Genomic DNA, 26,252 nt, shown 5'->3' on the forward strand with positions numbered 1-26,252 from the left:
TACGTCGGGTCTTGCCGAACATGCGTCGGCTGCAAAGGTCGCAGTAGATATGGGAGCGGTATCGGTAGGAGCGTTTGGTTTGGGGATGGGAGTTCGGCGCGGCCCCGCGCCGTGACTGGTCGCCCGGCTGATGGCACCGAACGGCTCGGCGGGCGGGCGGTTGATCGTCTATCCATCGGCGGGCGAGAGCATTTCGGCGCGGCGCGGCGGCGTGCTCCGGATCCGATCTAGAGCGCTGTCGTCCGCGGTCGACGACACCGTCATCGTCTCACCTGCCGTAACCCTCAGACGCACAGGCAACTCCTAACCTTCTGGCGCAAATGTTCTATCCAGATGGCGCTTCGGTTCACGTGCGGGTGCTGCGGATTCCATATGCTTCGGTGTGAAAGTTCCATTGGAGCGCTGCGGTGAGGCCATGTGAGCGTCAACCTCATCGGAGTCTTCGAGGAGATGACCAGGTGGAGCTGGAGAGCACCGACTTCCAGGCTGATCCCGACCTCGGTCGGGTCGAATGTGAGGGTTAGTTGGCAGCGCGGCAGGTTTCGGGTATCGATGAGGCGAAGCCCGGGGTACTTCGGTTGAATATGTTGGGGCCGGTCGAGGTGCGGCTGGGGGAGCGCCGCCTGGATATCACGGCGCCGCAGACGCTGGCCATGCTGGCCATCCTCGCGGCCGAGCCGGGGCGCACCTTGTCGACAACGCAGCTGGCCGCGCATATGTGGGCGGATCGTCCGCCTACCTCCGCTTCCAGTGTCCTGCGCAATCACGTGCACGGGCTGCGCCGGCAGTTCGATCGCCACAGCCGGGCCGGTGCCGGGGCGGAGTGGCTCGGCTCGACCCTGGGCGGCTATCGGCTCGGCCTGACGGTGGAATCCGATGTCGCCGCGGTCGAATCCCTGCTCACCGCCGCCGAATCCGACCGCAGCTCGGGCGCGGCGGAGGCCGCGAACGAGAAACTGACTGCGGCGCAGCAACTCTGGCGTGGCGACCCGCTGGTCGGGCTGACCGGACCGTGGGCGGAGAAGGGACGGACCCGGCTGCGCCGGCTGCGTTCGGCCCTGGACGAGGCCGCGATAGCCGTGGCGCTCGATCTCGGCCGCTACTCCGCCGCGGTGGCGGAGCTGGAGGCGCTGGTCGCCGCCGAACCGCACAGTGAGCGGTGGTACGAGCTGCTGATGATGGCGCTGTATCGCGCCGGGCGGCGGGTCGAGGCGCTGGAGGTGTATCGGAACGCGCGCCGGGTGCTGTCGGAGGATCTGGGCCTGGAGCCCGGTCCGCGGCTGGCCGAATTGCATCAGGAGATCCTGTCGGCCGACTCGCCGCAGCCCGGCTCCACGCTCGTTACCTCGGGCGAACTGCCCCCCGCCGAACCGGATTTCGGCTTCCCGACGCTGGCCCCGGTGCAATTGCCCCTGGACATCGCCGATTTCGTCGGACGCGAAGAGCTGGTGGATGAGCTGGCCGAAGTGCTGAGCGCGGACTCCGGACAGCGCCCGGTGGTCGCGATTACCGGGATGGGCGGCATCGGAAAGACCACCCTCGCAGTGCATCTCGCACATCGCCTCCGGGACGGGTATCCGGACGGCGTGCTGTATCTCGACCTCGGCGGCATGGACGAGCAGCCGCGCTCGATCGATATGCTGCTCGCGGTGGCGTTCCGGTCGATCGGCGTCGAGCCCGGTGAGCTGCCGCGGGATCCGGAGGAGCGAACGAGCCTGTGGCGCAACCTGGTAGCGAGCAAGCGCATGCTGCTGGTGTTCGACAACGCGCGTGACATCGAGCAGCTCACGCCGTTGCTGCCGGGTCCGGGCGCGCCCGCCGTACTGGTCACCAGCCGTTCGAGTCTGACCGAACTGTTCGACGCGCGGTTGGTCCCGCTGGATGTCCTCACTCCGGACGAGGCATGGAAGTTGCTGGAGCGCATGGTATCTGGGCGGCGGCTCTCGGAGGAATCCCAGGCCGCGCACGAAATCCTGTGCGAGTGCGGGTATTTGCCGCTCTCGCTGCGCATCGTCGGGGCGCGGCTCGCCAGCCGGCCCAGCTGGCAGCTGGCGTCGTTGGCCGAACGCCTGGCCGACGATCGCGACCGGCTCTCCGAACTCGCGATCGGCAATACCAGTGTGGAACTGGTATTCCTGTCCAGTTACCGGCGCCTCGCGCCCGAACTGTCGCGCGCGTTCGTGCTCATCGCATTCTCCGATGCGCCGCATCTGTCCGTTGCCGCCATCGCCGCCCTGCTCGACCGGGATAAGCCCGAGGCCGAACGGCTCTGCGAAACCCTCGTGGATCTGGGCATGATGCAAACTTCAGACCTCGGCCGCTACCGATATCACGATCTGCTGCGGCTGTTCGCCCGCCGGGTCGCGGATCCGGAGCAGCAGGCGGAATGGTCGCAGGCCCTGCACCGGCTGGTCGACTTCTATCTAGCCAGCGCGAAAAACATTGTGGAACTGCGTGATTCCAGCGCTGGCACGCACTACTACGCCGAGACCAGCACGGCCAAGCAGCAATTCACCACCCAGCGCCAGTGCACCGCGTGGGCGATGGCCGAGCGATTCGGGCTGGTGGCGCTGTATCGGCAGGTGGCCGTCAGCCCCGAGGCCCGAACACGCACGCTCGCAGTGGATCTCGCGCTGTCGCTGGCGGTGGGCGGAGACGCAGGGGAGCACCTGCCCAGGGTGGCGCAGGCGCTCGACGTGCTGAGCCGGGCCGCCGAGCGCGACGGCGATCGTCAGACCATGGCCCGGGCGCAGCTGGCCGCCGCCAGCGCACGCCTGATCGGCATGGGTGATCTGGGCGCCGGGCGGGCGCTGCGGCAGGCCGGTACGGTCCTGCACGATGCGGGCGATCTGGCCGGCGCCATCCTCGCCGAGCAGATGCTGGGCACGGTGATGGACTATCGCGGGAAAGTCGATCTCGCCGTGGAGCATTACCGGCGTGCGATCGAACTGGTCAGCCAGGACGGCAACAAATTCGTCGAGGGAATGAGCTGGGCGACGATCGCGCGCACCTGCTGCGATGCCGGGCGCTGGCCGGAGGCCGTCGAAGCCGCCGAGCGGTCCCTGGTCGTGGCGCGCGAGGTCGGCAGCCTGCGGGTCGAATCGATGGCGTTGCACGAGTTGGGATTCGCCACGCTGCAGCGCGGGAATCCGGTGACCGCCCGAGAACTGTGCGAGCAGGCGCTCGGCGTGGCCCGCCGCGACGGTCGCCGGCATCAGGAGGGGTGGGCCCTGGCTCGGCTGGCCGAGGTGGCCCTCCGCAGCGGTGACGCCGAGGAAGCGGTGCCGATCGCCGAGGAGGCCGTGCGCGCGCTCACCGAGGTCTCGGCCGCGGTACGTCGCCTGCGGGCGATGCAGGTGTACGGCTGCGCGCTGACCGCCGTCGGCCGTGTCGAGGACGCCGAACCGGTCCTGGAAAAGGTCGCGCAGGCGAGCCGGCGTATCGGTTTGCCCGTCCCGGACGTGTCTTGGCACGGCATCCGGTGATCGGCTAGACAGCGGCAGGGCCTCGGCATTGTCAGGTTTCAGCTGGTGAGCAGTAGTTCGACGGGCCTGTTGAAGTCGCGGGCGTGATGTCGCAGCCCGGCGGCGATGTTGGTGGTGCCGGTGAGTCGGAGCAGGCTGATCGCGGTGTTGCGGATGGTGGCCAGGACCTGTGGTCCGCTGCCTGTGCGGTTCTGGTGGCGGTCCTCGTCGAAGGTAACGTCGCGGACGTGGTGGACGGCGTTCTCGATTGCCCAGTGTCCGCGCAACCATTCGGCTATCAGCTGATAGGAGGCGTCGGTGGCCGACAAGCTGGTCACGACGTACACGGTCTCGCGAGTCTGTTTACGGGAGCGCCGATGGCCGGAAACAACAGTTCGGGTCCGCCGTACACGCAGAACCTGTGTGCCGCCGGGGAATCCGATCCCGGTGCCGATCTCGGTGGCCTGCAGGGTGCGGGTCTCGATCCGGCCGTGCGCGGGTTTGCCGGTAGCTCGGTTCAGTACAGGGATATCTTTTCAGGGCAACGCTTTACACCGCTTCCGCAGGTTCTTCTGATTGCCTTTGACACAGAGGATGTAGTGGGCGCCGGCATCGATGATCAGCTGGGCGGTATCGCGGCAGGTGTGGGCGGCGTCGGCAGTGATTACGCAACCGGCAATATTGAGCCGTTGCAGCAGTTTCCGCAGCATCGGTGTCTCATTGGTTTTGCCGTCGACGGCGATCTGGGCCACGACGATGCCGGTGGCCTGGCAGATCCCGGCCAGCAGATGCACCAACTGCCCGGCCGCGTCACGGGCACCCCGGATCGTCTTGCCGTCGAACGACAACACTCGCATCCCGCCGATGGTCCTGCTGCGCAACCACATCCACGCTCCCAGCGCGGCGTCGAGCCCGTCGCCGTCCAAGCGTTGCAGCAGCCGCCGGATCGTGGACTCGCTCGGCGGGCGGCCAGTAACACCGAGGCGGGCCAGCACCGTCATCGGCGCATCAGCCACCCATTCTCCGATCGCGGCGAACGAGCGCGCTCCCGCCAGCGTCGCGGCGACCGCCAGCAGGGGCCCGGATCATTATGGGACAATCAACGACGACACTACCGGCGCCGACCCGATGGACTGGCATCGACCTGCCAGTTTCCGAAATTCTGACTGCCTTTCTCTTTGGTGACGATCACGAATCGGCACACGGCCCGTGGCGGCGATTGGCGGCGCAGGAGAGTGGGTATAGATGGCATGAAAAAGATCCGGACGAGGTGGTTGTCCGGGCATATTCGCGATTTGCGTGATCTCGGCGCCGCCGCAGATTTCCCGGCGCTCACGAACAACGCCGTGCAGATTGCGAACCTGCACGAATGGTTTATGCCGGTCGCCCCCACACTGGCCATCATCGCCGGAATTCACTACAACCTGTTTCTCGGGAGCCTCGCCGACCACGGTATGGCCGCGCCCGAGTGCGCCGTCGGAACGTTCATGATCACCGAGCTGGCGCACGGCAACGACGTGTCGGCGCTGGAGACGGTCGCGGTGTACGACCGCGCCCGCGCGGGATTCCTGCTGCACACCCCGAGCATCGGCGCGCAGAAGTTCATGCCGAATACCAGTCCCGTCGGCGGTCCGAAGGTTGCGGTGGTGGCCGCGCGGCTGCTCGTAGACGCTTCGGATCAGGGCGTGTTCCTGTTCCGCGTCCAGTTGACCACCGCCTCCGAATGCGTTGCGGGAGTGAGGGTCCGGGTACTGCCGTTCCGATCCGGACCGCCCGTGGACCATAGCCTGACCTCATTCGACCAGGTCTTCGTGCCACGCGACGCGCTGCTGGCCGGACCGCACGGAAGGTTCGCTCCCGATGGAACTTTCATCAGCGATGTTCCCGACCCGGCCAAGCGCGTACTGCGGTCGATCCGGCGAGTGACGCCCGGGAAGCTCTCCATGAGCGCTCTCACGCTCGGCATCACCCGCACCGCGCTGGTCATCGCGGTGCGGCACGGCCGGCGGCGCACGATCAGAGGGCCGGGCGGGCGTATTCCCTTGATGGCCTTGCGCAGTCACCACGGTTCACTGCTGGGCGCGGTCGCGGACGCCTATGCCAATGACCGCGCTGCATCGAGACCTCATCGAGCAGTGGTCGACGCACCGGGACGCCGACTACGCGCGGACCGAATGGCAACTCGCCGTCGGGAAAGGCTGGATCACCTAGCGCGCCAGGGAGATTCTGGCCGAATGCCGCGAACGCTGTAGCTCGCAGGGGCTGTTCCCCGCCAACCACCTCGCCGAATACCTGGCCTGCGTCGAACTGCCGATCACCGCCGAAGGCGACAACCTGGCCATCTGGGTGAAAGCCGCGGCACAGATGGTCCGCAGGCATCACTTCGCGCCCGATTCGCAACCCGATCCCGCCATCGAGTACACGATCACCGATCCGGTTCATCTCGGCCGGTTACTTGCTGCCGCGGAAAGCATTTGGCTGGAACGAGCCCGCGCGAAGGTGCGACACGTATCCGCCGGTGACCCGCTGGCGGGCCAGAACGCAGTCATCGACCCCGCGCTGCAGGCCGTTCGCGCCTATGCCGCGCGCATGTCCGCGCAGGCGATCCTGCGCCGGTTGCGGCTCCTGCCCGAGGGCAGCCCGGCCCGTGCTCTGCTCACCGATGTCCACCGGCTCCATACTCTGCGCGGTCTGCTGCCCTATGTTGCCGACCTGGTGCGATACGGATATCTATCCGCTGACCTAGGTGAGCGGATTCCCAGCGCCATCGATGAGATCCTCACCGGGCTGCTTCCGCACATCGAGCCGCTTGTCTCGGCTTTCCTTGTCCCGGAAGAATTCCTCGGGCAAGTACCCATCGCAAGCGATGATCCGCTCACCTGGTTCGACGACCCGGAGGGACCGTGGCACAGCCTCGGCCGCTGAGATTCAGCTCGATGGCGGGCCTTACTGTCCCCCAAGATAATTGAAGAAGGGATAACGGCCGCCCGGATCGTTCAGGTGTTCTCCCGCACGATCCGGGCAGGGCCTGCAGACCTCAGATCACGAGATCGTCGGTGGCTCTGGTCTGCCGCTGTTGGAAGCGCTGTTCGAAGCCTTCGAAGTACGTGGACGGTGCCGTCGAAGAGGAGGATTGTTCGATGACTCCGTCGTCGGCGATGTAGAAAATCGCGCGGCCGATGGCGATTTCGCCGGGTTCGGTGGGGACGAACACCATCCAGCCGACGTCGAGGCGTTCGCCGACGAGCTGGTCGAGCGGATAACCAGTGGTGTCGACGCCGAGGGCTTGGATGTAGTCGCGCACCAGGATGATGGCCTGATCCTCCGGCAGCGGTTCGGGGTCGGTGACCGCGAGACCGGCCAGTGACAGCTGGTACATGGCGCCGTCGATGTTGTCGGCGGCGTCTTCGAACACCGCGGTGAGCGTATCCCGGGTGACGACACCGGCTTCGGCGGAGGCGACCAGTGTCGCCGCTGCTTCCCGTTGTTGTTCGGTCGGCTCATTGCTGATCACGGCGCACACGATGTCGGCGACGGTCTGTGCCGACCACACGCCGGGGACGGCGGGGCTGAGCTGGTCGGCGCCGGGGGATTCGCCGCGGTGCCAGCTGCCGTGGGACCACCAGTAGCAGAACGACAATTGTCCTTGGGACGCACGGGGATTGAGTACCTGGTTGGCCACCCAGTCGGGGGCGCCGGCATACAGGTCCGGCAGTTCGTTGTCGTCGTTGTAGGCGGCGTCGAGTTCGGGTGCGTTCCACACGCCACCCGACAACACCGCGCGGCCGCCGGGCAGCACGAACAACGTGGAGCCGCTGCGGGCGGATCCTTCGAAGATTCCGAGCGCGGGGCGGATGCGCGGTCCGAGTTCGGAGCCGATGGCGACGAAGGCTGCCGCGATGGTGGCCCAGCGTGCCCACAGCGTGGGCAGTGGCGGGAAGTCCTCGCGGGACAGCGTCGAGGTGATGCCGGCGTCGCGGTCGGCGCGAGCTTGTGCGGCGGCGTCCTGGGGCGAACGCCATTGCCGCTCGTCGTGGAAGATGTAGGCGGCCAGCCACACCGGGATGCTGTCGCGCGGAAAGGTTTCCAGGTCGGCGCGATAGGCCTCGGGCGGCAGGAGCTGGTCGTCGGGGAACGGTTCGTCGGCGTAGTCGTAGTCGACCTCGACCTCGCCGGTGGCCTCGAGCGCGATGAGCATGCGCCACCAGGGGCCGTCGCCGAGTTGCGCGGACAGCTCGCGATGCAGCGGGACGAGTTCGTTGACCTCCTGGGACGGCTCGGTCTGGGAGACCTGATCCTCGTCGTCGTAGTACAGGATGTAGGCGATGCCGCCGGCGACGGTGAGTGCGAAGGTCGCCTCCAGTGACTGCCAGCCTTCGGGGCCCGCGATGCCGAGTTCGCGGGCGATGCGGTGGGCGAGTTCGGTGGCCTGGTCCTCGATCGTCGGGGGCTCGTCGGCCGCCGGCGCTTCGGTTTCTTGCCCGTCGGTCGCCGCGGGCTCGTCATCGGTTCCCGGTGGTTCGGTGGCCTGCTCTTCGGCCGCTCGTGCCGCGGGGGGCGGTTCCGCGCTCTCCGCTGCCGGGCCCGAATCGGCGGGCGCGGCGGGCGTTTCCTGCGCGCCGGTCGTCTGCTCATCGGCGCTACCGGACGGCTGCGCGGCGCCGGCGCCCAGCCGGAAGCCGACGTCGGGGGCGTCGCCGTTCCCGGCCGGATCTTGCTGCTGGGGTTCGCTCATATGATGAAAGAATTCCATCCGCGTAGGCTTCGATTCATTACTTGGATTGTATCCAACACGACGCCGGTAAGTTTCGAATAATACTGGCGTAACAGATCACTGCTGACCGGTAAGAATGGCGTGATAAACGTGTCATGACAGGATTTCGGTGCTCCCTGAGGTGCTACGTTCGGCAGGGAATCGATATGGACTCGTGGTGGGGTCCATATCTTGGTGTGGGTAGGAGAATTCGACGTGGCTAACGAACAGACCAAGGGTGACGTCGCCGATCTGCTCGATACGATCAATCTGCATATCCGCTCGATCGCCGAGGTGCAGCAGCAGCGTGTCGAGCTCACCGCCACCGCTACCGCGGGCGAGGGCAAGGTGCGCATCACGGTGAACGCCGACGGTGTCGTGATCGAGACCCGATTCGCCGACGACATCGACGAATTGGACTACGACGAGATCGCCGACGCGGTCACCGATGCCACCCAGGAGGCCGCCGCCGAGGTCGCGCGCAAGGCCGAGGAATTGATCGCGCCGATCCGCAAGACCCGGTCCCGGCTGCCGAGCCTGTCGTCGATGGTCGAGGGCCTGCCCGATCTGCGCACGAAAACGCCCGAGCTGCAACGGGCGTCGTTCGATTCGCCCGCCCAGCGCGAGCAGGCCGGGTCCGGTGACGCGCGCACCGGGCAGTGGTCGGTCGCCGACCGCGACTGATCGGCGGCTGGTCGGCATAGATGGCGAATTCGCATGCGTGGTCCGGGATCTCCGGGCCGGAGCGCGGGAAAGTGTCCGGCGTATGCCGGGGACTTCCGATCGTGCTGCGGTCCGGTGTATCCGGCTGGGCCGCGCATGCCGCCGTGCCGCGCCCCAGCGCACCCAGCCCATCGGCATCCGAGAGTCGCACGGGGCGTGGTGAATTCGGCGTCGGAAGCGCCGATCGATGAGCATCGAGATGCCCGCTGGGCTGGAATGGCTCAGTTACCTGGCAGGTGCCGCGTGGCCCAAGGGCGACGAGGACAGCATGTTCGCGCTCGACGACGACTACAAGACCGCGGCCAAGAGCCTGAACGGGCTCATCGAGCAACTGCACACCGCGTGTAATACCGCGACCGACAATTATTCGGGCGACGGCGCCGACAAGATGAAGAGCCAGTTCGACAAATTCTTCTCCGGTGACCAGTCGATCGCGAAGATGGTCGAAAATCTGAATCAGATCGGCAAATCGGCCCACGACATGGGCGCCGAGATCGAGCACACCAAGCTGCAGGTCATCATCACGCTGGCGATCCTGGCGGCCGAGATCGCGTACGCGCTGACGACGTGGTTCGGGGCGGCGGTGATTCCGGCGCTGGAAGCCGAGACCGAGGGCGTCATGGCGGTGATCGGCCGCACGCTGGCCACGCGGCTGTCGTGGCTGGTCAACCACGCCAAGACGATCGCGAATATGCCGCTGTGGAAGCTGGCCGCGATCAGCGGTGGGGTGCAGGGCGGACTGGGCCTGCTGACCGAGTTCGCGGTCGAGTTCATTCAGAACGAGAAGGGGCATATCGACGGCTACGACCTGAAGCGGATCTTCGTCGCGGGAGCCGTGGGCGCGGCGGGTGGCGCGGTGGGTGCGCCGGTCGGCAGCGTCATCGGTAAGGGCCTGGGTAATTGGGTCACCAAGCAATGGGGGATGACGACGACGCGGGCCACCGGTGTCGCCTTCGTAGCCGGTGTCGGTGGTGGTTTGGCGGGTGTCGGCGCCGGTTTCGTGACCGGTGGGCTGTTGACGGGGGAGTGGGAGTTCGATCCGGCGATGCTCGCCGGTGGTGCGGCCGGTGGCATGTTCGGTGCTCTGCACGGTTCGATCGGTCATGCGCGGGACGCGGCGCTGGCCAAGTCGTCGACCTTGCATCCCACCGATCTGAAGATTTCCGGTGGCGATCATTTCGACGGCAGTGCCGGGAATTCGCGGCCGGACCAGGGCGGTGGGGGTGGCCGCTCGATCATGCCCGATCGGGTGGATGACAACGGGAACTCGGGGCAGCGAACCCGGCCGTCGTCGTCGCCGGGTGACGGCTCCGAAAACGGCAGCGGCCGCCCCTCGGATCGGCCGGGGTCCGAGCGCGGGGACGGTGAGTCGCGGGGCGGCTCGACCGGGCCACGCGAGTTCCACGACAGCACCGCGCCGGCGCAGCCGGCACCGGTTCGCCGGGGCAGCATCGCGAATATTTCGACATTCTCGAATTCGAGCGCGACGCCGTCCCGCTCGAGCTCGATCTCTGCCAGCGCCAGTGACGGGTCGTCGTCGCACACGTCGGTGTCGACGGGGACGCACAGTGCGCCGCCACCGCAGAACCGGGAGTTCGGTGCCACCTCGGAGACGGTGTCGCGGTCGTCGTCGCCGGGTTCGCACGAGTTCCGACCCGGTGCGGAGGTGACGACGCAGAAGAGTTCGGTTGTCCCCGAGAATCTTTCGCGCAGTCCGTCGGTGTCCGAGCACTCGGAGGGCGGGTTCACCGCGGTCGCCTCGCACACCTCGGACGAGGTCACCCCGCACACCTCGAACCAGGTCGCTTCGCACGACTCGAACGAGGTCGTTTCGCGCCCGCCGAGCGAGCACGAGTTCACGCCGAGTGAGCGCGAGTTCACGCCGAGTGAGGCGGATTCGCGGTCGGTGTCGGAATCGTCGATGCGGGGCCCGGCGTCGGAGACGAGTTCCTTGGCGGGCTCGGAGGGTCCGGTCCGGTCGGCGCCCGACGCACCGGCGAACATCCGGCACGGCGGCCTCGAAATCCCCTCTCGGCCAAGCACTCCGGAATCCCGGCCGAGCAGTCCGGAGACCCGGTCCAGCACTCCGGAGACCCGGCCGAGCAGTCCGGAGACCCGGTCCAGCACTCCGGAGACCCGGCCGAGCACTCCGGAGACCCGGCCGAGCACCCCGGAGACTCGGCCGAGCAGTCCGGAGACTCGGCCGAGTAGTCCGGAGACCGAGCCGGTGTCGCGCCGTTCGGAGCCTCCGTTCTCCTCGACGGCCCCGGAGAACGGATCGCGGACCCGAATCACCGCGGCGCACGACGAGTCCGGCCCGGCAGACTCGCGTGGCAAAGTCCAGCCCACGCCCGAGGCATTGGGGAACGGACGACACGGCGGCCCCGAAACACCTTCTCGGCCAAACACATCAGAGGGCGGGTCGCAATCGCGCATCGCCCCCGCGCACAACGAGTCCACCTCGACCGGGCAGCGGACCGGTCGGGAAGATCAGGTATCGGCGCAGGGGCCATCGTCCCGGGCGTCCTCCGAGGGGCCGGAGCGCGGGGTCGGTCCCACGTCCGGGCGGTCGGGTGACCACGGGGATACGAATGTCGGTAACCGGGGTGGGGAGGGACCGCGGTCGCGTCCGGCGGCGGGCGAGCCGGACGGCATCGGTGGTGCGCGGACCCATTCCGAGTCCCGCGCGCACGACGCGCCTGAGCATGGCGCCACTACCGGACCACACCGGAGCGAGCACGCCGGTAGCCGGGACGAGCGGCCTGGTTCCTTCCACGAGCAGTTGAAGGAAGACATCGCCGCGGCCGACCGCGAGAACGCCCGGATGCAGGCCGATACCGAGACGCGGTTCAACGAGAAGCGGGATCGTCTCGAGCAGACGCGTAGTGATCGGGAGGAAACCCGGCAGGCCCTCAACAGGGCGGTCGACGAGTTCGAAGCCAAGGTGCGCGGTGGCTTGGATGAGGGGATCACCGCGGCACGGGATCGGGTGGAACACGAGCGGACCGCGCTCGAGCGAAGCAGGCGGCACTATGCCACCGAGGCCGCCGACGAGGAGCCGCAGCCGCAGCGTCTCGAATGGCTGAAGCAGGAGATCAACGCCGGCACTGAGCGGTTGCGGTCGGAGCTGGTCGCGCACGAGGCGCTGCTGCGGGCCGCGAACGGTGATCACTCGGCCGAACTGAAGTCGGTGACGGCAGCGCGTGAGGAGTTGTTGCGGGAGGCCGCCGGTGATCGTTCGGAGGCGTTGGCGGCGGCACAGACCGAGCGTGATCGGCTGGAGTCGCGGTGGGGCAGAAAGGGTTTCGCTTCCGACGCGTTGGGGTGGCTGCGGCCGGAGGTGCGGGGCGGCCGGTTGGCGGCCGCGCGGGCCCAGGAGCGGGTGGCCGAGCTGAAAGCCGGTCTGGACGAACACCTTTCGTCCGCGGGGAGGGACTTCCGGTCGGAGGTGAGTCAGCGGGTCAGGGAGCTCGAGCATGCCCTGGCCACTCGGGAAGCCGAGGCGAAGGCCCAGGCGGGTCTGGATGAGCTGAAGTCCCGGCTGGACGAGCAGACCGCGGCGCATGCGGAGGCGTTTGCGGAGTTCAAGAGCGGCGGGCTCGAGGTGCTCGATAAGCGCTGGGAGGTTTCGCAGGCTGCGGGGAAAGCGGATCTGGCGGCGTTCGAAGGGGGAGCGGTCGATCGTAAGACGGCGTTCGCGGCCGCGGCGCGTAAGGAAAAGGAAACGCAGGAGAAGTTCCTCGAACTCGCCAACATCTACGACGAGGAGATATTTCAGCGGGTGGATGAGGCGCTGCCGCGGGTCTCCGATGACGAGATCAAGAACATGGTCAATCGCGGTTCGACCATGGAGAAGTTCGTCGGTGTGCGCGAGTATGTGCGCCGGGCGACGGGGTATGGCACCGAAGCCAAGGGCGGCCGGGATCTGCGGGATACCCAGTTGTTCGGGATCATGTCGCGCTGGTCGAACTTGCGGACCGGTGAGGGTAAGACGCTGGTGACGATCGTGAAGGCGTGGGTGGCGGCCCGGGAGCACGAGCGGGTGTATGTGACGACCAGCGGGGACAATCAGGTCGGTGATCTGATCGATGAATTCGGGAATTTCGGCAATTCGAAGTCATTGATCGGTGGCCTGGATGTGAAGGTGGACCGGATGGTCACCGAGGGAGATCTGCCCAAACCTGGAGACGGCACAGGCCACATCGTGGTCGCCACGATGTACGACATGAAACAGCGAGTCCTGCACGAGGAGTCGCGGATGCTCGGCCTCCTCGAAGAAAAGGGTATGTCGGCCGAAGAGATCCAGGCGTTGCGTGACCGTTTCAATGTGGACCGGCCCAACGTCGACGAGATGACGGAGGTTTTCAATGAAGCGGCTGATCGGCACGGTCTGAAAGATCGGTTCGAGCCGTTCCCGCCGGGCAAGCACATCGCCGATGAAATGGACACGTTGGGCAGCGAGGAATCGGTCCTGACACCTAGTAACCCGGACAAGATGTCCGACGATCAAGTCGCGGTCCGTAAGCAGGTCCACGATCGGGTCGAGGCGGCCGCGGCGTTGTCCGAGGATCCGTTGACGGCAAAGCATTTCGGCAAACCCGACGGGACTCGAGGTTTCTGGCAGGCACACGCGTCGGCGGAGGTTATCGATCGGCTCAATCGGGTGCCGGGGCCGCGGGTGACCGAGCACGATCCGTTGCTGGCCGAGTACGCCCACAAGGCGGTGGCGAAATGGGGCCCGGAGCGCAACAACGATTACATCGAAGGTCGCGGCGACACCTCTGCGAACAACAAGATCAAGACGATGGCGTCGTCCACCACCGACAAGGTGATGGCCGACCGGAGCAAGGGGACCGAGACCCGCTTCGCGGGGGTCAGCGCGTATCTCGAGATGCAGGCCGGGGTGGACGTGATGGCGGAGCTGCCCAAGGAAGCACTGCACATGTCGGATGCGCAGTTGATCGGCACCCGGCTGCTGCAGGACACTCAGGGGCATTCCGGCACGGCGAAGATCGCGGAGCAGAAGCTCTACGACCAGGGCGTGATCACGGGTCCGGTGCGCGAGATCGACCCGTACTACAAGTCTCAGGTCGAGTTCTTGAAGGATCGGGAGTTCGACAACACCGAAGACATGCTCAAGGACTTGGCCGGCCTGATCCTGGAGGACGCGAAGCTCGAACTGGTGGTGCGGGACGGGCAGGTGGTCGATGTGAAGGCGACTGGGCTCAACCAGCTGGTCGGCGGCTTCGACAACCGGGATCTGCGTGGTGACGATATCCGAGTCGACGAACACAACCGCCCGGTCATCGAGAACGGGGAGCGAGTGCGGCTGTCCGGGTGGCAGGACAAGAAGGATTCGGAGAAGGGTGTCGTCGACTGGGTCGACGAGTTGGTCGACCGGAGGGTGCGTGACATGGCCGGTGACGAACTCGCTGTTGCCGCGGGAATCAAGCTGAAGTACGACGTCCTCGATGGGCGGTTCGACGACGGGTTCGACAGTGCCGATGCGGCCGAACTGGCGGGCAAGAAGATCATCAAGGAATTCGGCAACGAGAAGCGTGACGACGCGGTGCTGGTTTTCGTGAACAAGGGCCGCATGCGGGGCACCGACTACAACACGATTCAGCGCCTGATCGATGAGGGGACCGGCAATTCGGGCAAGTTCATCGGCGGCTCCAGATTCGGGGAGGCCGCGGTGGACCAGGGTGACGGTCGAATGGGGCGCGGCGGCAAGGGATCCGACCGGGAAACCGGCGGGACCCCCGGCACCGTCCAGCACTGGTATTCACCCAAGGACTACCGGGGCCCGGTGGCACATGACGGAGTTATCCGACAGGTCATCGAATACCAGAATGCCGCCAAGGCGCACCGGGAGGCCGTCGCCGACCATAACGAGAACCCGAGCATCGAGACCCTCAGCGCACTCACCGACGCGGACAAAGCCGTGCGGCACACCGAACAGGTTCTGCACGACGAGACAAGGCCGACCCTGCAACGTGTCGTCGACGAGCATCTCGCCGCAGCCGCCCGCGCCGGAAACTATCGAGCCAATGCTCCTCCGATGGGTGGCCGCGGCGACCTCGCCCCACCGGGGATGGGCCCGACTGCCCCGCCATCCCCAGAAAAGCAGATCGCCACACCGCATCCGGATGACAGCGACGGGTACGACAGCGATTCGACCGCCTCGCATTCGGGTGACTCGCTGTTCGACCACTCGGACGATTCGGCGTCGAGTCACAGCTGGACCGACGACGAGCTCTCCGAGTCGGACCTGGCCGAAAACGACGGTGGCCCAGCACTTTCCGATCAGCACACCAAGCCTGGTCCCGATATCCCCGTCGGTAAGCACGATGCCGACCCGCAGCGCGAGGCGCTCGGTCCCGACGAACAGCATTCCGACTCGAGCCGACCCGAAAATGACCGTGGCCCAGCTCTTTCCGGGCAAGGTCCCAAATCTGGACCCGATTCCCCGGTCGGTCAGCGCGATGTCGACCCGCAGCGGAGGACGCCCAGCCTCGACGAGCAGCGCTCCGACTCGGGCCTGTCCGAGAATGACGGTGGCCCAGTTCTTTCGGAGCAGCCTGCCGAGTCTCGGCCCGATGTACCCGTCGGTCAGCACGATGGCGATCCACAGCTTCGGACGCCCGGCGCCGACAAGCAGTCTGGACCCGATTCCCCGGTCGGTCAGCGCGATGCCGGCCCGCAGCTTCGGACGCCCGGCCTCGACGAGCAGCGCTCCGACTCGGGCCTGTCCGAGAATGACCGTGGGCCAGCCGTTTCCGAGCAGCACGGTACTTCTCACCCCGACTCCCTCGGTGATCATCATCAGATCGGGCCCCTGCGCGAGACCACTGGCACCGACGAGACCCCGGTTGCGGAGATTCCCGGACAGGTCCACGCTCCCGGTGCGCAGGACCGCGCGAGCCAGGACCACACCGATCCCGACCCGCGGCGCGGACCGAAGGCCGACGAGCCGATGGGCCGGCGCGAGCAGCAGCTGCGAAATCGCTTGCGGGACAACGACGAGGTCCGCGACCACCCGCGTGTGATCGATGCCCGGGATCGGCTGACCGCTGCGCGGACGGAGGTCGAGGACACCCGTCGGATGGTGGAAGGCGATTACGCGCAGGAGCTGGGATCGAACTCCGCGGCCGCCCTGCGTGAGATGCACGATGATGCGCAGTCGCAGCTACAGGAGGCGCATGCCGCGCACGAAGCTGCGGTAGAGCATGCGGTGCAGGAGCGTTACGAGGAGCTGCGGGCCGAATCCGAAGCCAGGATCGCCGCCGCCGAACAGGACGCGTTGTGGATGCGCGAGTCCACCGAGGCGCAGATGCACACTGCCCGTGAGCATTTGCATATGACCACGAGCCACCTGAAGAAGGCCAGGGCCGAGTACGAGACGGCGAAGGCGGAACTCGGGACCGGGATGCGGGATATCGAGACTTCGCAGCAAAAGGTCGAGACGGCGCGGAATGCGTTGCACGACAGCCGGAACGAGTACGAGCAGGCCCGCACCGGTAACGAGCCACGGCCGGAATACTTGAAGCAGCTGAGCCGTGAGGTCAAGCAGCGCACGCGAAATCTGCGGGATGAACTGATCGAGCACGAGGCACTGCTGACCGCCACCGGAAGTAATCCGGAAGAGCGGGCGGCGGTGCAGCGGGAGCGTCGTGAGCTGGCGCCGGCCTGGCGGATCCAGGAGGCGTTCGGTACCAAGGTCGAGCAGCGAGCCGCCGTGTGGCGGAATGCGTTGAGCCGGCAGCAGTCCGATCCCGCGGCGCAGGCGCGGGTGGAGGAGTTGCGCCAGGGTCTGCAGGAGCAGGAAGCGGCATATCCGCAGGCGGTCGAGAACTTCAAGACCACGATGCTGGGAGTGATCGAGGACCGGCTCGCGAGTGTGGAGAACGCGAAGAAGCCGGATCGCGACGCCTACGAGGCGGGCCTGGCGGACAAGCGGGCGGCGATGCAGGCGGCGTCACGCAAGGCTCTCGCGGCCGCGGACGCGGTACAGAAGGCCGCGTTCGTGTTCCGGGACGAGGTGTTGCGCAAGACCACCGACACGGACCCGGTGACCGGGCGGCGAGCGACCGACGCCGAGGTGGATCGCCTGGTGCGCGACGGTTCTCGCGCGGAGCGGGTGGCGGCGATGCCGGAGTGGATGACGCGCCGGGATCCGGACAGTCGCACCCCGCGTGAGACGCAGATGCTGGCGTATGTGCTGACCGAGTTCGGGCCGGCGGATATGAAGGGCGGCGAGGGCAAGACCCTGCTGATGATCATGGCCGGGTACCGCGATGCCCGCGTCCACGGTGTGGTGAACAGCCCGACCAGCAGCGATCCGCTGGTGGTTGACATGATGAACGAGGTCCGGACGTATCTGGGGTCGCATCATCCGGACGCGGGTGTGGATTTGGTGCATTTGCAGGAGAGCGAGCCGTTCCCGCAGTGGGCCTGGGACGCCCGGGACTCCGGCCGGAGCCTGCTGGTGGTGGGGACGAAAGAGGCGGTGACCTTCGCCGGCCTGCACGAGGCGCACGCGATGGTGGAGGAGATCGAGCGGGCGGGCGCGCCGGCGGATGTGGTTGCGGGGCTGCGGGATTGGCTGCGTACGGAGCCGCATGTGGACGAGCTGGCCGATCATCTGGACGCGGTGGCGCGGGAGCACGGGTCTTCGCGGCGGTTCCGGCCGCTGCCCGAGGGCGTGGGGAATTTCGACGAGGTCGATACCGCCTTCGACGGGCAGGTGCGGGGCGTGCTGTCGCCGGGTGCCCGGGAGGACGCGAACCCGGAGCAGGTGGCGGAGCTGAAAGACGCGTATGAGAAGTTCCGCATTGCGATGCTGGATCATCGCTTGAAGCCGGAAGATCGCTTGAACGCCAAGGATTTCGGCAGGCCGGAGAACACGAAGGGGCTCTGGCACGCCCGGTTGAGTGCTACCGCGGTCGACAAGCTGGCCGCGGCGACCGGCGGGGACCGGACTGCGGTGCTCGCAGCCGCGAAGCACTACACGAACTTCGCACTGGCCAGGTGGGGGCTCAAACGCGGCGCCGATTTCATCACCTCGCGCGAGCACGACATGGTGATGCTGATCCATGCGAAGACCACCGACAAGTTGTCGTGGGATCGGGAGAAGGCCAGCGAGACGCGGTTGCAGGAGCTGGGGCAGTACCTCGACGTCGTCGAGGGCGTGACGGTGCGCGGTGATCACCCGGCGGATTCGCTGACGATGTCGCTGAATCAGTGGATCGGCAGCCGGTACCTGAAGAATCCGAAGGGTGTGTCGGGCACGGCGAAAGAAGTCGAAGACGTCATGTACGACAGCTGGGGCGGGGCGCGCGACGAGCGGGGTGACTATTTCGGGGTGCCGGAGATCGAGCGGTATTACAGATCGAAATTGGAAGAGGAAGATACGTCCAAGTTCACCAGTCGCATGGCGAAACTGGCGGGTATAGCGACCGACGTCATCGACGCCGCGAAGATCTCGTTCACCGTGCAGGACGGCGTGATTGTTGGGATCGAGCAGAAGGGCCGGCCGCAGTGGAACATCTCGCTCGACAACAGCGAGATCCGTGGCGACATTGAGCGTCTGGTGGAGCGGGTGGTCGACAAGCCGGGCGGCGGCCGGATGGTCGAGGAGACCAGGATCGAGCTGAATCACTGGAGGGACAAGGAATTGTCCGAGCGGGGGGTCATCGATTGGGTCGACGCGATGGTCGATCGACGCGTAATGACGCATGCGCTGGAACACGGGCTGACGATCGCGAAAGGGGTGAAACTCACTTATACCGCGATCGATGCCGAGTGGCACAAGCAGCACGGCGGCGGTGATGCCGCCGAGATCAAAGCGGCCGAGCTGGTGAAGCAGTTCGGGAAGCCGGGCAGCATCATGTTCATCAACAAGTCGGGTGCGCGCGGGACTGACCCGAAGCCGACGGCGGAGTCGAAGCTGCTCGGCGGCGTCATCACCAGAGTCAGTGGCGGTCCGGGGTTTTCGATACGGGTGTTGTTGCAGGCGATCTGGCGTTCCGCCCGCGGCGGGTCGGGCGAGGACCGCGAGGACGGCGGCACGCCCGGGTCGGCGAAGGTTTATATCGCGATCGACGATTTCGTCACCGAAATCGAAGACGCGCAAGCCGTTCGCGAGGTCATCCAGTACGCCAAAGCGATGGAGGAGCGGGACCAGGCCGCCGACCGGTACGAGGCCGATCCTTCGGCGGAGAAACAGAAGGCTCTCGGCAAGGCCGATGAGCGCGTCGACGAGACCGAGCGGGTGCTGCAGGACGAGACGATGCCGCGATTGCAGCGTCGCGCCGAGGAACAGCTGCTCGCGCCTCACCGCGTGCACAAGGACGCGAAACCCGCTCCGGGAGAACGGCACCCGCTCCCTGCCGACGGGCCCGGGGCGCATCGCGCCAATGCTCCTCCGGCTACTTCATCCGCGAGCAAGACGGATGCCGCACCCGGCTCGTCGCGGCGGCTCGCCGCGCCGTCTCCGGAGGGGGAGAAGGTCGGCGCCCGGCTCGATGGCAGTTCTCCGGACACCGCCCAAGGTTCACGTCCGAACGCGTCCGTATTCGACGGTTCGTCGAATACGTTGCCGCCCAAGCAATCCGGTGCGCCCGGCCGCACCGACCCGGTGTTCGAGCCCCCGGCGGGTGAGACCTCCTTCGGCCCGGTTCCGGATAAGATATTCGCCGCCGACTCCCATTCGGCCGCACATCATCACCGGACCGACCCGTACGCCGGTGAGACCTACCCCGATGACATCGGCCGCGATCTGCAGCCGCCGTACGTGCGCGGCTCCGATTCGGCGCGGGGGTCGTCGTCTCGGGATGGTGAGTTGGGGCCGTCGGCTCCGCCGGTGTCGGGGTCTGGTTCGGTGGGGGGTTCGGGGTTTGAGGGGGTGTTGGGTGGCGGTGATTGGATGGTTGATTTGCCGTCTCAGTGGGTGGTGGCGGATGGTCCTATTCAGTATTTCGATGATGTTGCGCAGTTTCTGGCTGATTTCGGGGCGGAGTTGGCTACGGCCGAGGCTCTGGGTGGTGAGTTCTGGAATTATTCGGGTGCGCATATTTATCTGGGTGATGATGAGGGGACGTTGCGGCTGGTTGTTGGTGAGAATGGTGATGTGTATCCGGAGTATCGTTTCAGTGATTCGGGTACTGTGGCCGGCATGGAGCCTGTCTCGAGGGGTGGTGCTCTGAATTTCATTCGTGGTTATATTGCCGAGCTCGGCCGTGATATCACGGCGGTATTCGTTGAGCGTCCCGTCGTCGATGTTTCCGCCGCCGAGCCCGCAGTGGATGCGGGTTCGCGGTCTGCTGATACCGCTGCTGTCCCGGGGTCGGGTCCGTTCAGTGCTCTGACGCCTGGAATGCAACAGGTATTCGCTTACCGTGGCAAGGGATACAGTGATCCGCGGATAAATCTCGTTCTCCGTCTCAAGAGCAAAAATTCCGTCACGGAATATTTCGACAGGGCACGCGTGATACTTGGAGTGGAGAACAATGAAGCGGCAATGGAGAAAGTAGCGGATGACCCTGACTTTGACAGAATGAAGAGCGAGTTGCCGCCTCCGTCCGACCATCTATTAGCGGAGGAGCGGACAACTCTTTCATATGTCGCCAAAGGCCACCGGTCCAGGCAGATCGACGACATCCTGAAAGTACCCCGGCGAACGTCCTCGCGGCGTATCGATGAGTTGGCCAAGGTATTCGAGGTTCGGGAAAGCACCGATGATTGGGTGGCTTTCACTTCGGCGCTTCGGGAGAAAGCGTTGGATTGTGGGGCGCTGACCCTCGAGGAGTTGGACAGGACTGCAGCGCCTTCGGAGCTGATGCCCAAGGATCGAAATCTCCTCGAGCACTTCGCTGCCGGATATTCGGGTGCAGAAGTCATGGCGGCACTCGGGTTGAAGCCGGATACTGTGCCCGCCTATCTGAACAGAATCGGCCGCTGTTTTAGTGTTGCAGTCAGTAGCCAGCGGGTGATTCCACATGAGGTGGCTCAGCTTCTGGTAAAGGTCGATCCTTATTTGCGGAAAGACCAGATCGCGGAGTTGCTGATGCGGCGCGGCGGCGGGGACGGGTCCGCGGTCCTGCAGCCGCCGTACGTGCGCGGCTCCGATTCGGCGCGGGCGTCGTCGTCTCGGGATGGTGGGGTGCGGCCGTCGGCTCCGCCGGTGTCGGGGTCTGGTTCGGTGGGGGATTGGGGGTTTGAGGGGGTGTTGGGTGGCGGTGATTGGATGGTTGATTTGCCGTCTCAGTGGGAGCCGGCGGATGGTCCTATTCAGTATTTCGATGATGTTGCGCAGTTTCTGGCTGATTTCGGGGCGGAGTTGACTACGGCGGAGACTCTGGGTGGTGAGTTCTGGAATTATTCGGGTGCGCATATTTATCTGGGTGATGATGAGGGGACGTTGCGGCTGGTTGTTGGTGAGAATGGTGATGTGTATCCGGAGTATCGTTTCAATGATGCGGATACTGCGGCTGGCCTGGAGCCTGTCTCGAGGGGTGGTGCTCTGAATTTCGTTCGTGGTTATATTGCCGAGCTCGGCCGTGATATCACGGCGGTATTCGTTGAGCGTCCCGTCGTCGATGTTTCCGCCGCCGCGCCCGCGGTGGACACGGGTTCGGGGTCGGTTGATACCGTTGCTGATCCGGGGTCGGGTTCGTTCAGTGATCTGTCGCCTGAAGGGCGAGAGGCATTCGCCTACCTTGGCAAGGGATACAGCGAACAGCGGATGATGCGAGCTCTGAATAAAGGCAGAGCTTCCATCCAGGAACGTTTCTACTGGGCACACTTGAAACTTGGAGTGAAGAACAAAGCGGAGGCAATAAAAAAGATAGAGCACCACCCGGGCTTTATCGACATGGTGCGTGGTGTGCCGCATCCGTCCGGCCATCTGACAGCGCAAGAGCGGGATATTCTTCCGTATGTCGCCAAAGGCCACCGGTCCAGTCAGATCGATGAGATTCTGAGGCTAACCAAGTCGTCCTTGAATACTATCAAGGAGTTGGCCAGGGTATTCGATGTCCGGGTCAGCGCCGATGACTGGGAAGGTTACACCTCGACTCTGCGGGAACGTGCCGTGGAGCAGGGGGTACTGACCGTCGAAAAGCTGGACAAGATTGAACCTCCTTCGAAACTGACGCCCCATGAGCGAAACGTCCTCGAGTACTTCGCTGCCGAGTACACGGGTGCAGAAGTCGCGGCGGCACTCGGGTTTAAGCTGGACCGTTTGCTCGGAAATCTGCACAGAATCGGCCGCCGTTTTGATGTTGTAGTCAATAGCCGGCGGCTGGTTCCAGACGAGGTGGCTCAGCTTCTGGTAAAGGTCGATCCTTATTTGCGGGAAGACCAGATCGCGGAGTTGCGGATGCGGCGCGGCGGCGGGGACGGGTCCGCGGTCCTGCAGCCGCCGTACGTGCGCGGCTCCGATTCGGCGCGGGCGTCGTCGTCTCGGGATGGTGGGGTGCGGCCGTCGGCTCCACCGGCGGCCGTTGCGGCAGCCCATTCGTCCGTTGCCGACCCGCGGGCGAGCCGGCCGTCCGAGCGGGAGGCCGACGACGGCGAGTTCGGACCCGACCTGCGGCAGCAGCACGAGGTCGAACTCGATAGTCCGACTCAGGTCCGTCGGCAACGCTTCAACCACGACGGTCTGCGTCCGCCGCGACTGTCTCGTGGCGACCGGCGGAAGAATCTGACACCCGCGCAGCGAGAGAGGTTGCTGCCGACTCCCGCTGTCGGGATGCGGCTGCGCCGCCCCACCGATGGCGAGGGCCTCCTCAGCATCATCGATCACCACGGCCGGGTGGAGCGACTGCCGGCCAAGGGCGTGAAAGTGCCCGCCATATTGGTCGAACAGCACGGCCACGGACCCGACTATTACCAGATCATGTGGCCGAATGAGCCGATCCAGTATGTGCGTCGGGATCTGGCCCATGTTCCCGGGTATCGGGCCGCGGGGTTCACTTTCGAACACGGGCCGAACGGTGACCTCCGTGGCACGCTGAGCTGGGATGTGCCGGGCGGTGAGGCTCGATTCCTCGCGTACGACGCCGAGGATCGGCCGACGCCGACGATAGTCTCCTACGACGACCGCCTCGTGGTGAAACCCGGGTTGGGGCCGTGGCGGTGGATGAAATTCGCCGAGGACTCGCTGTGGGTCCGTACCGCCGCGCCACACGACATCATTCCGGAACTGCCGCGTCTGGCTCCCCGGCACAATGATCCGCTGTTCGGGCGAGACGAACGGGGCAAGCCCAGGCCCACGCCGCACGACGTGCGGCAGGGTAAGGCCGGCGACTGCTCCCTGCTGGCCGATCTCAAGTGGCTCGCCCACCACGATCCGGATTCGATCGTCAGGATGTTGCACGACAACAAGGACGGCACCGTCTCCGTCCGCCTGCTCGTCGAAGACGACCATGGCGACACCAGACTGGAATGGGTACGGGTCGAGAAATCGAACTATGTCGAAGTCGGCACCGAGACCGGGTACTTCATCCGCCATGAGCCCGGAGAACCACTGTGGGCCACCATGATCGAGAAGGCCTACGCGATCCGTTTCGGCAACGGCGACGGCTACCTGGCCCTCGAAGGCCACCCGCTCGTTCAGGCGGCAGCTCGCTTGGGCAAGGGCTTCCACCTGGCCAAGGGCGGAGCTTTGCCGCAACCGGTCCAGCAGGTGCGGCGTCGCGACATACTGCATCCACTCAGATTCGACGTCGACACGCTGCACGAGTTGGTGAGCACCTATATTTCACGCCAGGTGCGCTCGGACATCTCGACCGACGATTTCCCCGTGGCGGATTTCGAGTTCTCGCACGCGCTGGCCGAAACCTTCGAGGATTGGAGCGCTGCGGATCTCAGGTCCCCCACCGGTTTCCGCGAGCGTCTCGACCGGCTGCACCCGCAGCAATGGGAACTGGAAAAGGACGCTCTGACCCAATATCTCCACGAGGTATACGACGGGCAGCCGGAGGACCGGCTACTGTCCGGCAGATCCGTGGTCGCGGCCCGGGCCATCGGGCAACTGATCCGATGGGCACTGCAGCGCGACACCACAGTGACATTGGCGACCGACCGATTCGGGGGGGGTGGTTCGAATCTGCAGGTGGGGCCGGGCCTGCTGCCGGACCATGCCTTTACGGTCCTCGGGGTCGAGTACGATGCGAGCGGTGCACCGGTGCGCCTGCTGCTCGAGGACCCGCACGACCATCACCACCGGTATGCCGTCCCGGCCGCCGGTATCGAACTCCGCCTCGACCCCCGCCCTGTCGAGCACACCGGTGATTCGGTCCGGATTCGCAAGGACCCCGACGGCACCGAATACTTCACCCGGCCCAGCGGCAAATTTCGCCGCGACCCCGACGGCACCGTTTACGGTCTCCTCAGCGACCATGCCCGCTTCTGCAGAACCACCGACGGCACACAGCATCGCACCTACCCCGACGGCAGCCGATTCCGGCGCACGCTCGACGGCACGGTGTTCTGGACGAGCGGGGACGGCCGCGATAAGCGGTTCAAGCGGCGAGGGGATGCCGACTGGACCGACGACCCCGGCCGCATCGACCCGCCGGACGCGACGATACCGCGCCGCGGCGGCATCCTGGCGGTCGGTCTCGAATACCTGCCGTTGTTCAGCGGCATTGGACTGAGCGGCCCCGGAGCATACGGTCTGGACCGGCCCCAGCGAGTAGACCAGTTGCTCAACGCTCTCGACAGCAATGCCTGGCGGACCCTGTTCGACGAGCAGGCCCCCTCGCGGCTCGACGGTTTGGAAGACGACCTGCTGCGCGGCCTGTTCGACGAACCCCGCGAGCCGCGTGCCGACATGGATACCGTCGCCGCCCTCACGGGCCTGACACCCAGATTGCCGGCCCCTGGCCCTTCCGGCACCCGCGAAACGCGGCCGAGGACCGACGACGAACGACGTGTCGGCCCCGAGCACAGCGAGTCCGGGGCGGGTGGTCTTGTTCGGCCCGGCGACGGTCCGGGGAGGCTTCTCCTGGGTGCGGTGTCGGAGGGGGATCGGTTCGACGAGTTCGGCTGGGGGGTGTTCCGGGACAAGTTTACGAGGGTTGATTTCCCGGTGGATACGAGGTTTACGTTCACCGATCGTGATGGAGCCAGGTATGTGGCGAGAGTGGAGGAGCCGCAGGGGCCGGAGGGTGGCCGGTATGTCCGGTTTGATGAAGGCAGGGTGTGGCCGGTGGCGGAGTTCGGGAGGCGTTTGCGGGCGGGTTCGCGGCAGTTGAGTGGTGGTGTGGTGCGGGTGGTGCAGCCTGCGGTGACTGCCGGGGTTGCCCGGGTGTGGGAGACGGGCCGGTTTTTGTTCGTGCTGGCTGATGATGTTTTCGTTGCGGGGACGAAGGCGTCGTGGCGTGAGGTGGTGCCGGGTGGCGAGGAGAGGAAGGTGTCGGTGACGTTGCGGGAGGGTGGTGTGTTGGATGTTGCGGAGGGTGATTCGAGGTTGCCGACGGTGTTGCCGGTGGCGGGGTTGATGGAGCGTTTGCGGAATGTGGGCGCGGTGGAGGTGGAGGCCGTTCAACGGCGTTTGCCTCCTCCTCGGCGGGGGGCGCCGACGCCGAGGCAGTTGCAAGTACTCAATGGGGTTGCGCAGGGCAAAACCCTTCCAAAGATCGCTGAGGACCTCGGCATCACCCATTCCTGGACCGAGGAAATCTGGAGGGACGTGCTCGACAGGTTGGACCTGACGGGGGGTGAGCGTCGTGATTGGTCGATTGCGGTGCTGCTGGGCCGGGAGCATGGGTGGTTGCGGCCGGATCCGTTGCCCGGTGATCTGGATTTCGTGTATTTCGGGCGGGATCCGGAGTCCGGCCGGCCGGTGTCGTTCTCGGCCGATGAGGTCGGTTTACTTTCTGTGGTGGCGCGGCACAAATTTACTGCCAGGGGACGTAATCGCTCTGATATAGCCGAGGAGTTCGGTGCCACTAAATGGGTAGTCGACGGGCTTGTGAGGTCGATATACATCAAATTGAATCTGTCGGATGAGGCCCGTAACCTACCGAATGCGAGGCGGGTGGCTCGTGAGTGGGGATTGCTGGCTCGGAAGCCTGAACCTGGTGACGGGGACTATTCGGGTACGTTGCCGCCTGCTGAAGGCGCAACGCTTTCCGCGCCGGCGCAGGCATCCTCGTCGCGGGATAGCGGCGTGGTGCGGCCCGGGGTTCCGCGCGCGTCGGGCGCGGGCTCGGCGGGTGACCGAAACGCTCCTGTCGCCGACCCGAGTGGGCCGGGGGATGGGGCTGTCTCGGTGCGTGATGACCTCCACCCCGGTCATGACG

The 26,252-nt window shown here is 65.9% G+C and carries 6 protein-coding genes and 1 pseudogene; 5 read left to right on the forward strand and 2 right to left on the reverse strand.

Annotated elements, in window-relative coordinates; all coding sequences use genetic code 11:
- Window positions 1-524 precede the first annotated feature (524 nt).
- Entirely contained in the window at window positions 525-3,485 is a 2,961-nt protein-coding gene (locus ACWEO2_RS41200) for a BTAD domain-containing putative transcriptional regulator (protein ID WP_452410348.1), read from the forward strand.
- A 38-nt stretch (window positions 3,486-3,523) separates the two neighbouring features.
- On the opposite strand, the pseudogene ACWEO2_RS41205 reads toward ACWEO2_RS41200, so the two are convergent.
- Window positions 3,524-4,540, reverse strand: a pseudogene (locus tag ACWEO2_RS41205) (ISAs1 family transposase).
- A 174-nt stretch (window positions 4,541-4,714) separates the two neighbouring features.
- Here ACWEO2_RS41205 and ACWEO2_RS41210 point away from each other — a divergent pair.
- On the forward strand, window positions 4,715-5,716 hold the full coding sequence (locus ACWEO2_RS41210; protein ID WP_452410349.1) for a hypothetical protein: 1,002 nt from the start codon (window positions 4,715-4,717) through the stop codon (window positions 5,714-5,716).
- 94 nt (window positions 5,717-5,810) lie between these two features.
- The gene (locus tag ACWEO2_RS41215; RefSeq protein ID WP_452410350.1) at window positions 5,811-6,389 is read left to right on the forward strand and encodes an acyl-CoA dehydrogenase; all 579 of its coding nucleotides are present in this window, start codon (window positions 5,811-5,813) and stop codon (window positions 6,387-6,389) included.
- A 112-nt stretch (window positions 6,390-6,501) separates the two neighbouring features.
- Here the strand turns inward: ACWEO2_RS41215 and ACWEO2_RS41220 are convergent, their stop codons facing one another.
- Window positions 6,502-8,199, reverse strand: a complete 1,698-nt coding sequence (locus tag ACWEO2_RS41220; RefSeq protein WP_354958960.1) for a hypothetical protein — start codon at window positions 8,197-8,199, stop codon at window positions 6,502-6,504.
- 234 nt (window positions 8,200-8,433) lie between these two features.
- Here ACWEO2_RS41220 and ACWEO2_RS41225 point away from each other — a divergent pair, with 234 nt between their 5' ends.
- Window positions 8,434-8,901, forward strand: coding sequence for a YbaB/EbfC family nucleoid-associated protein (locus ACWEO2_RS41225; RefSeq protein WP_354958959.1), 468 nt, complete (start codon window positions 8,434-8,436; stop codon window positions 8,899-8,901).
- A gap of 226 nt (window positions 8,902-9,127) precedes the next feature.
- A partial coding sequence (locus ACWEO2_RS41230) for a WXG100-like domain-containing protein (protein ID WP_452410351.1) occupies window positions 9,128-26,252 on the forward strand: 17,125 nt, incomplete at its 3' end.

This window comes from Nocardia sp. NPDC004278, from assembly GCF_053602975.1.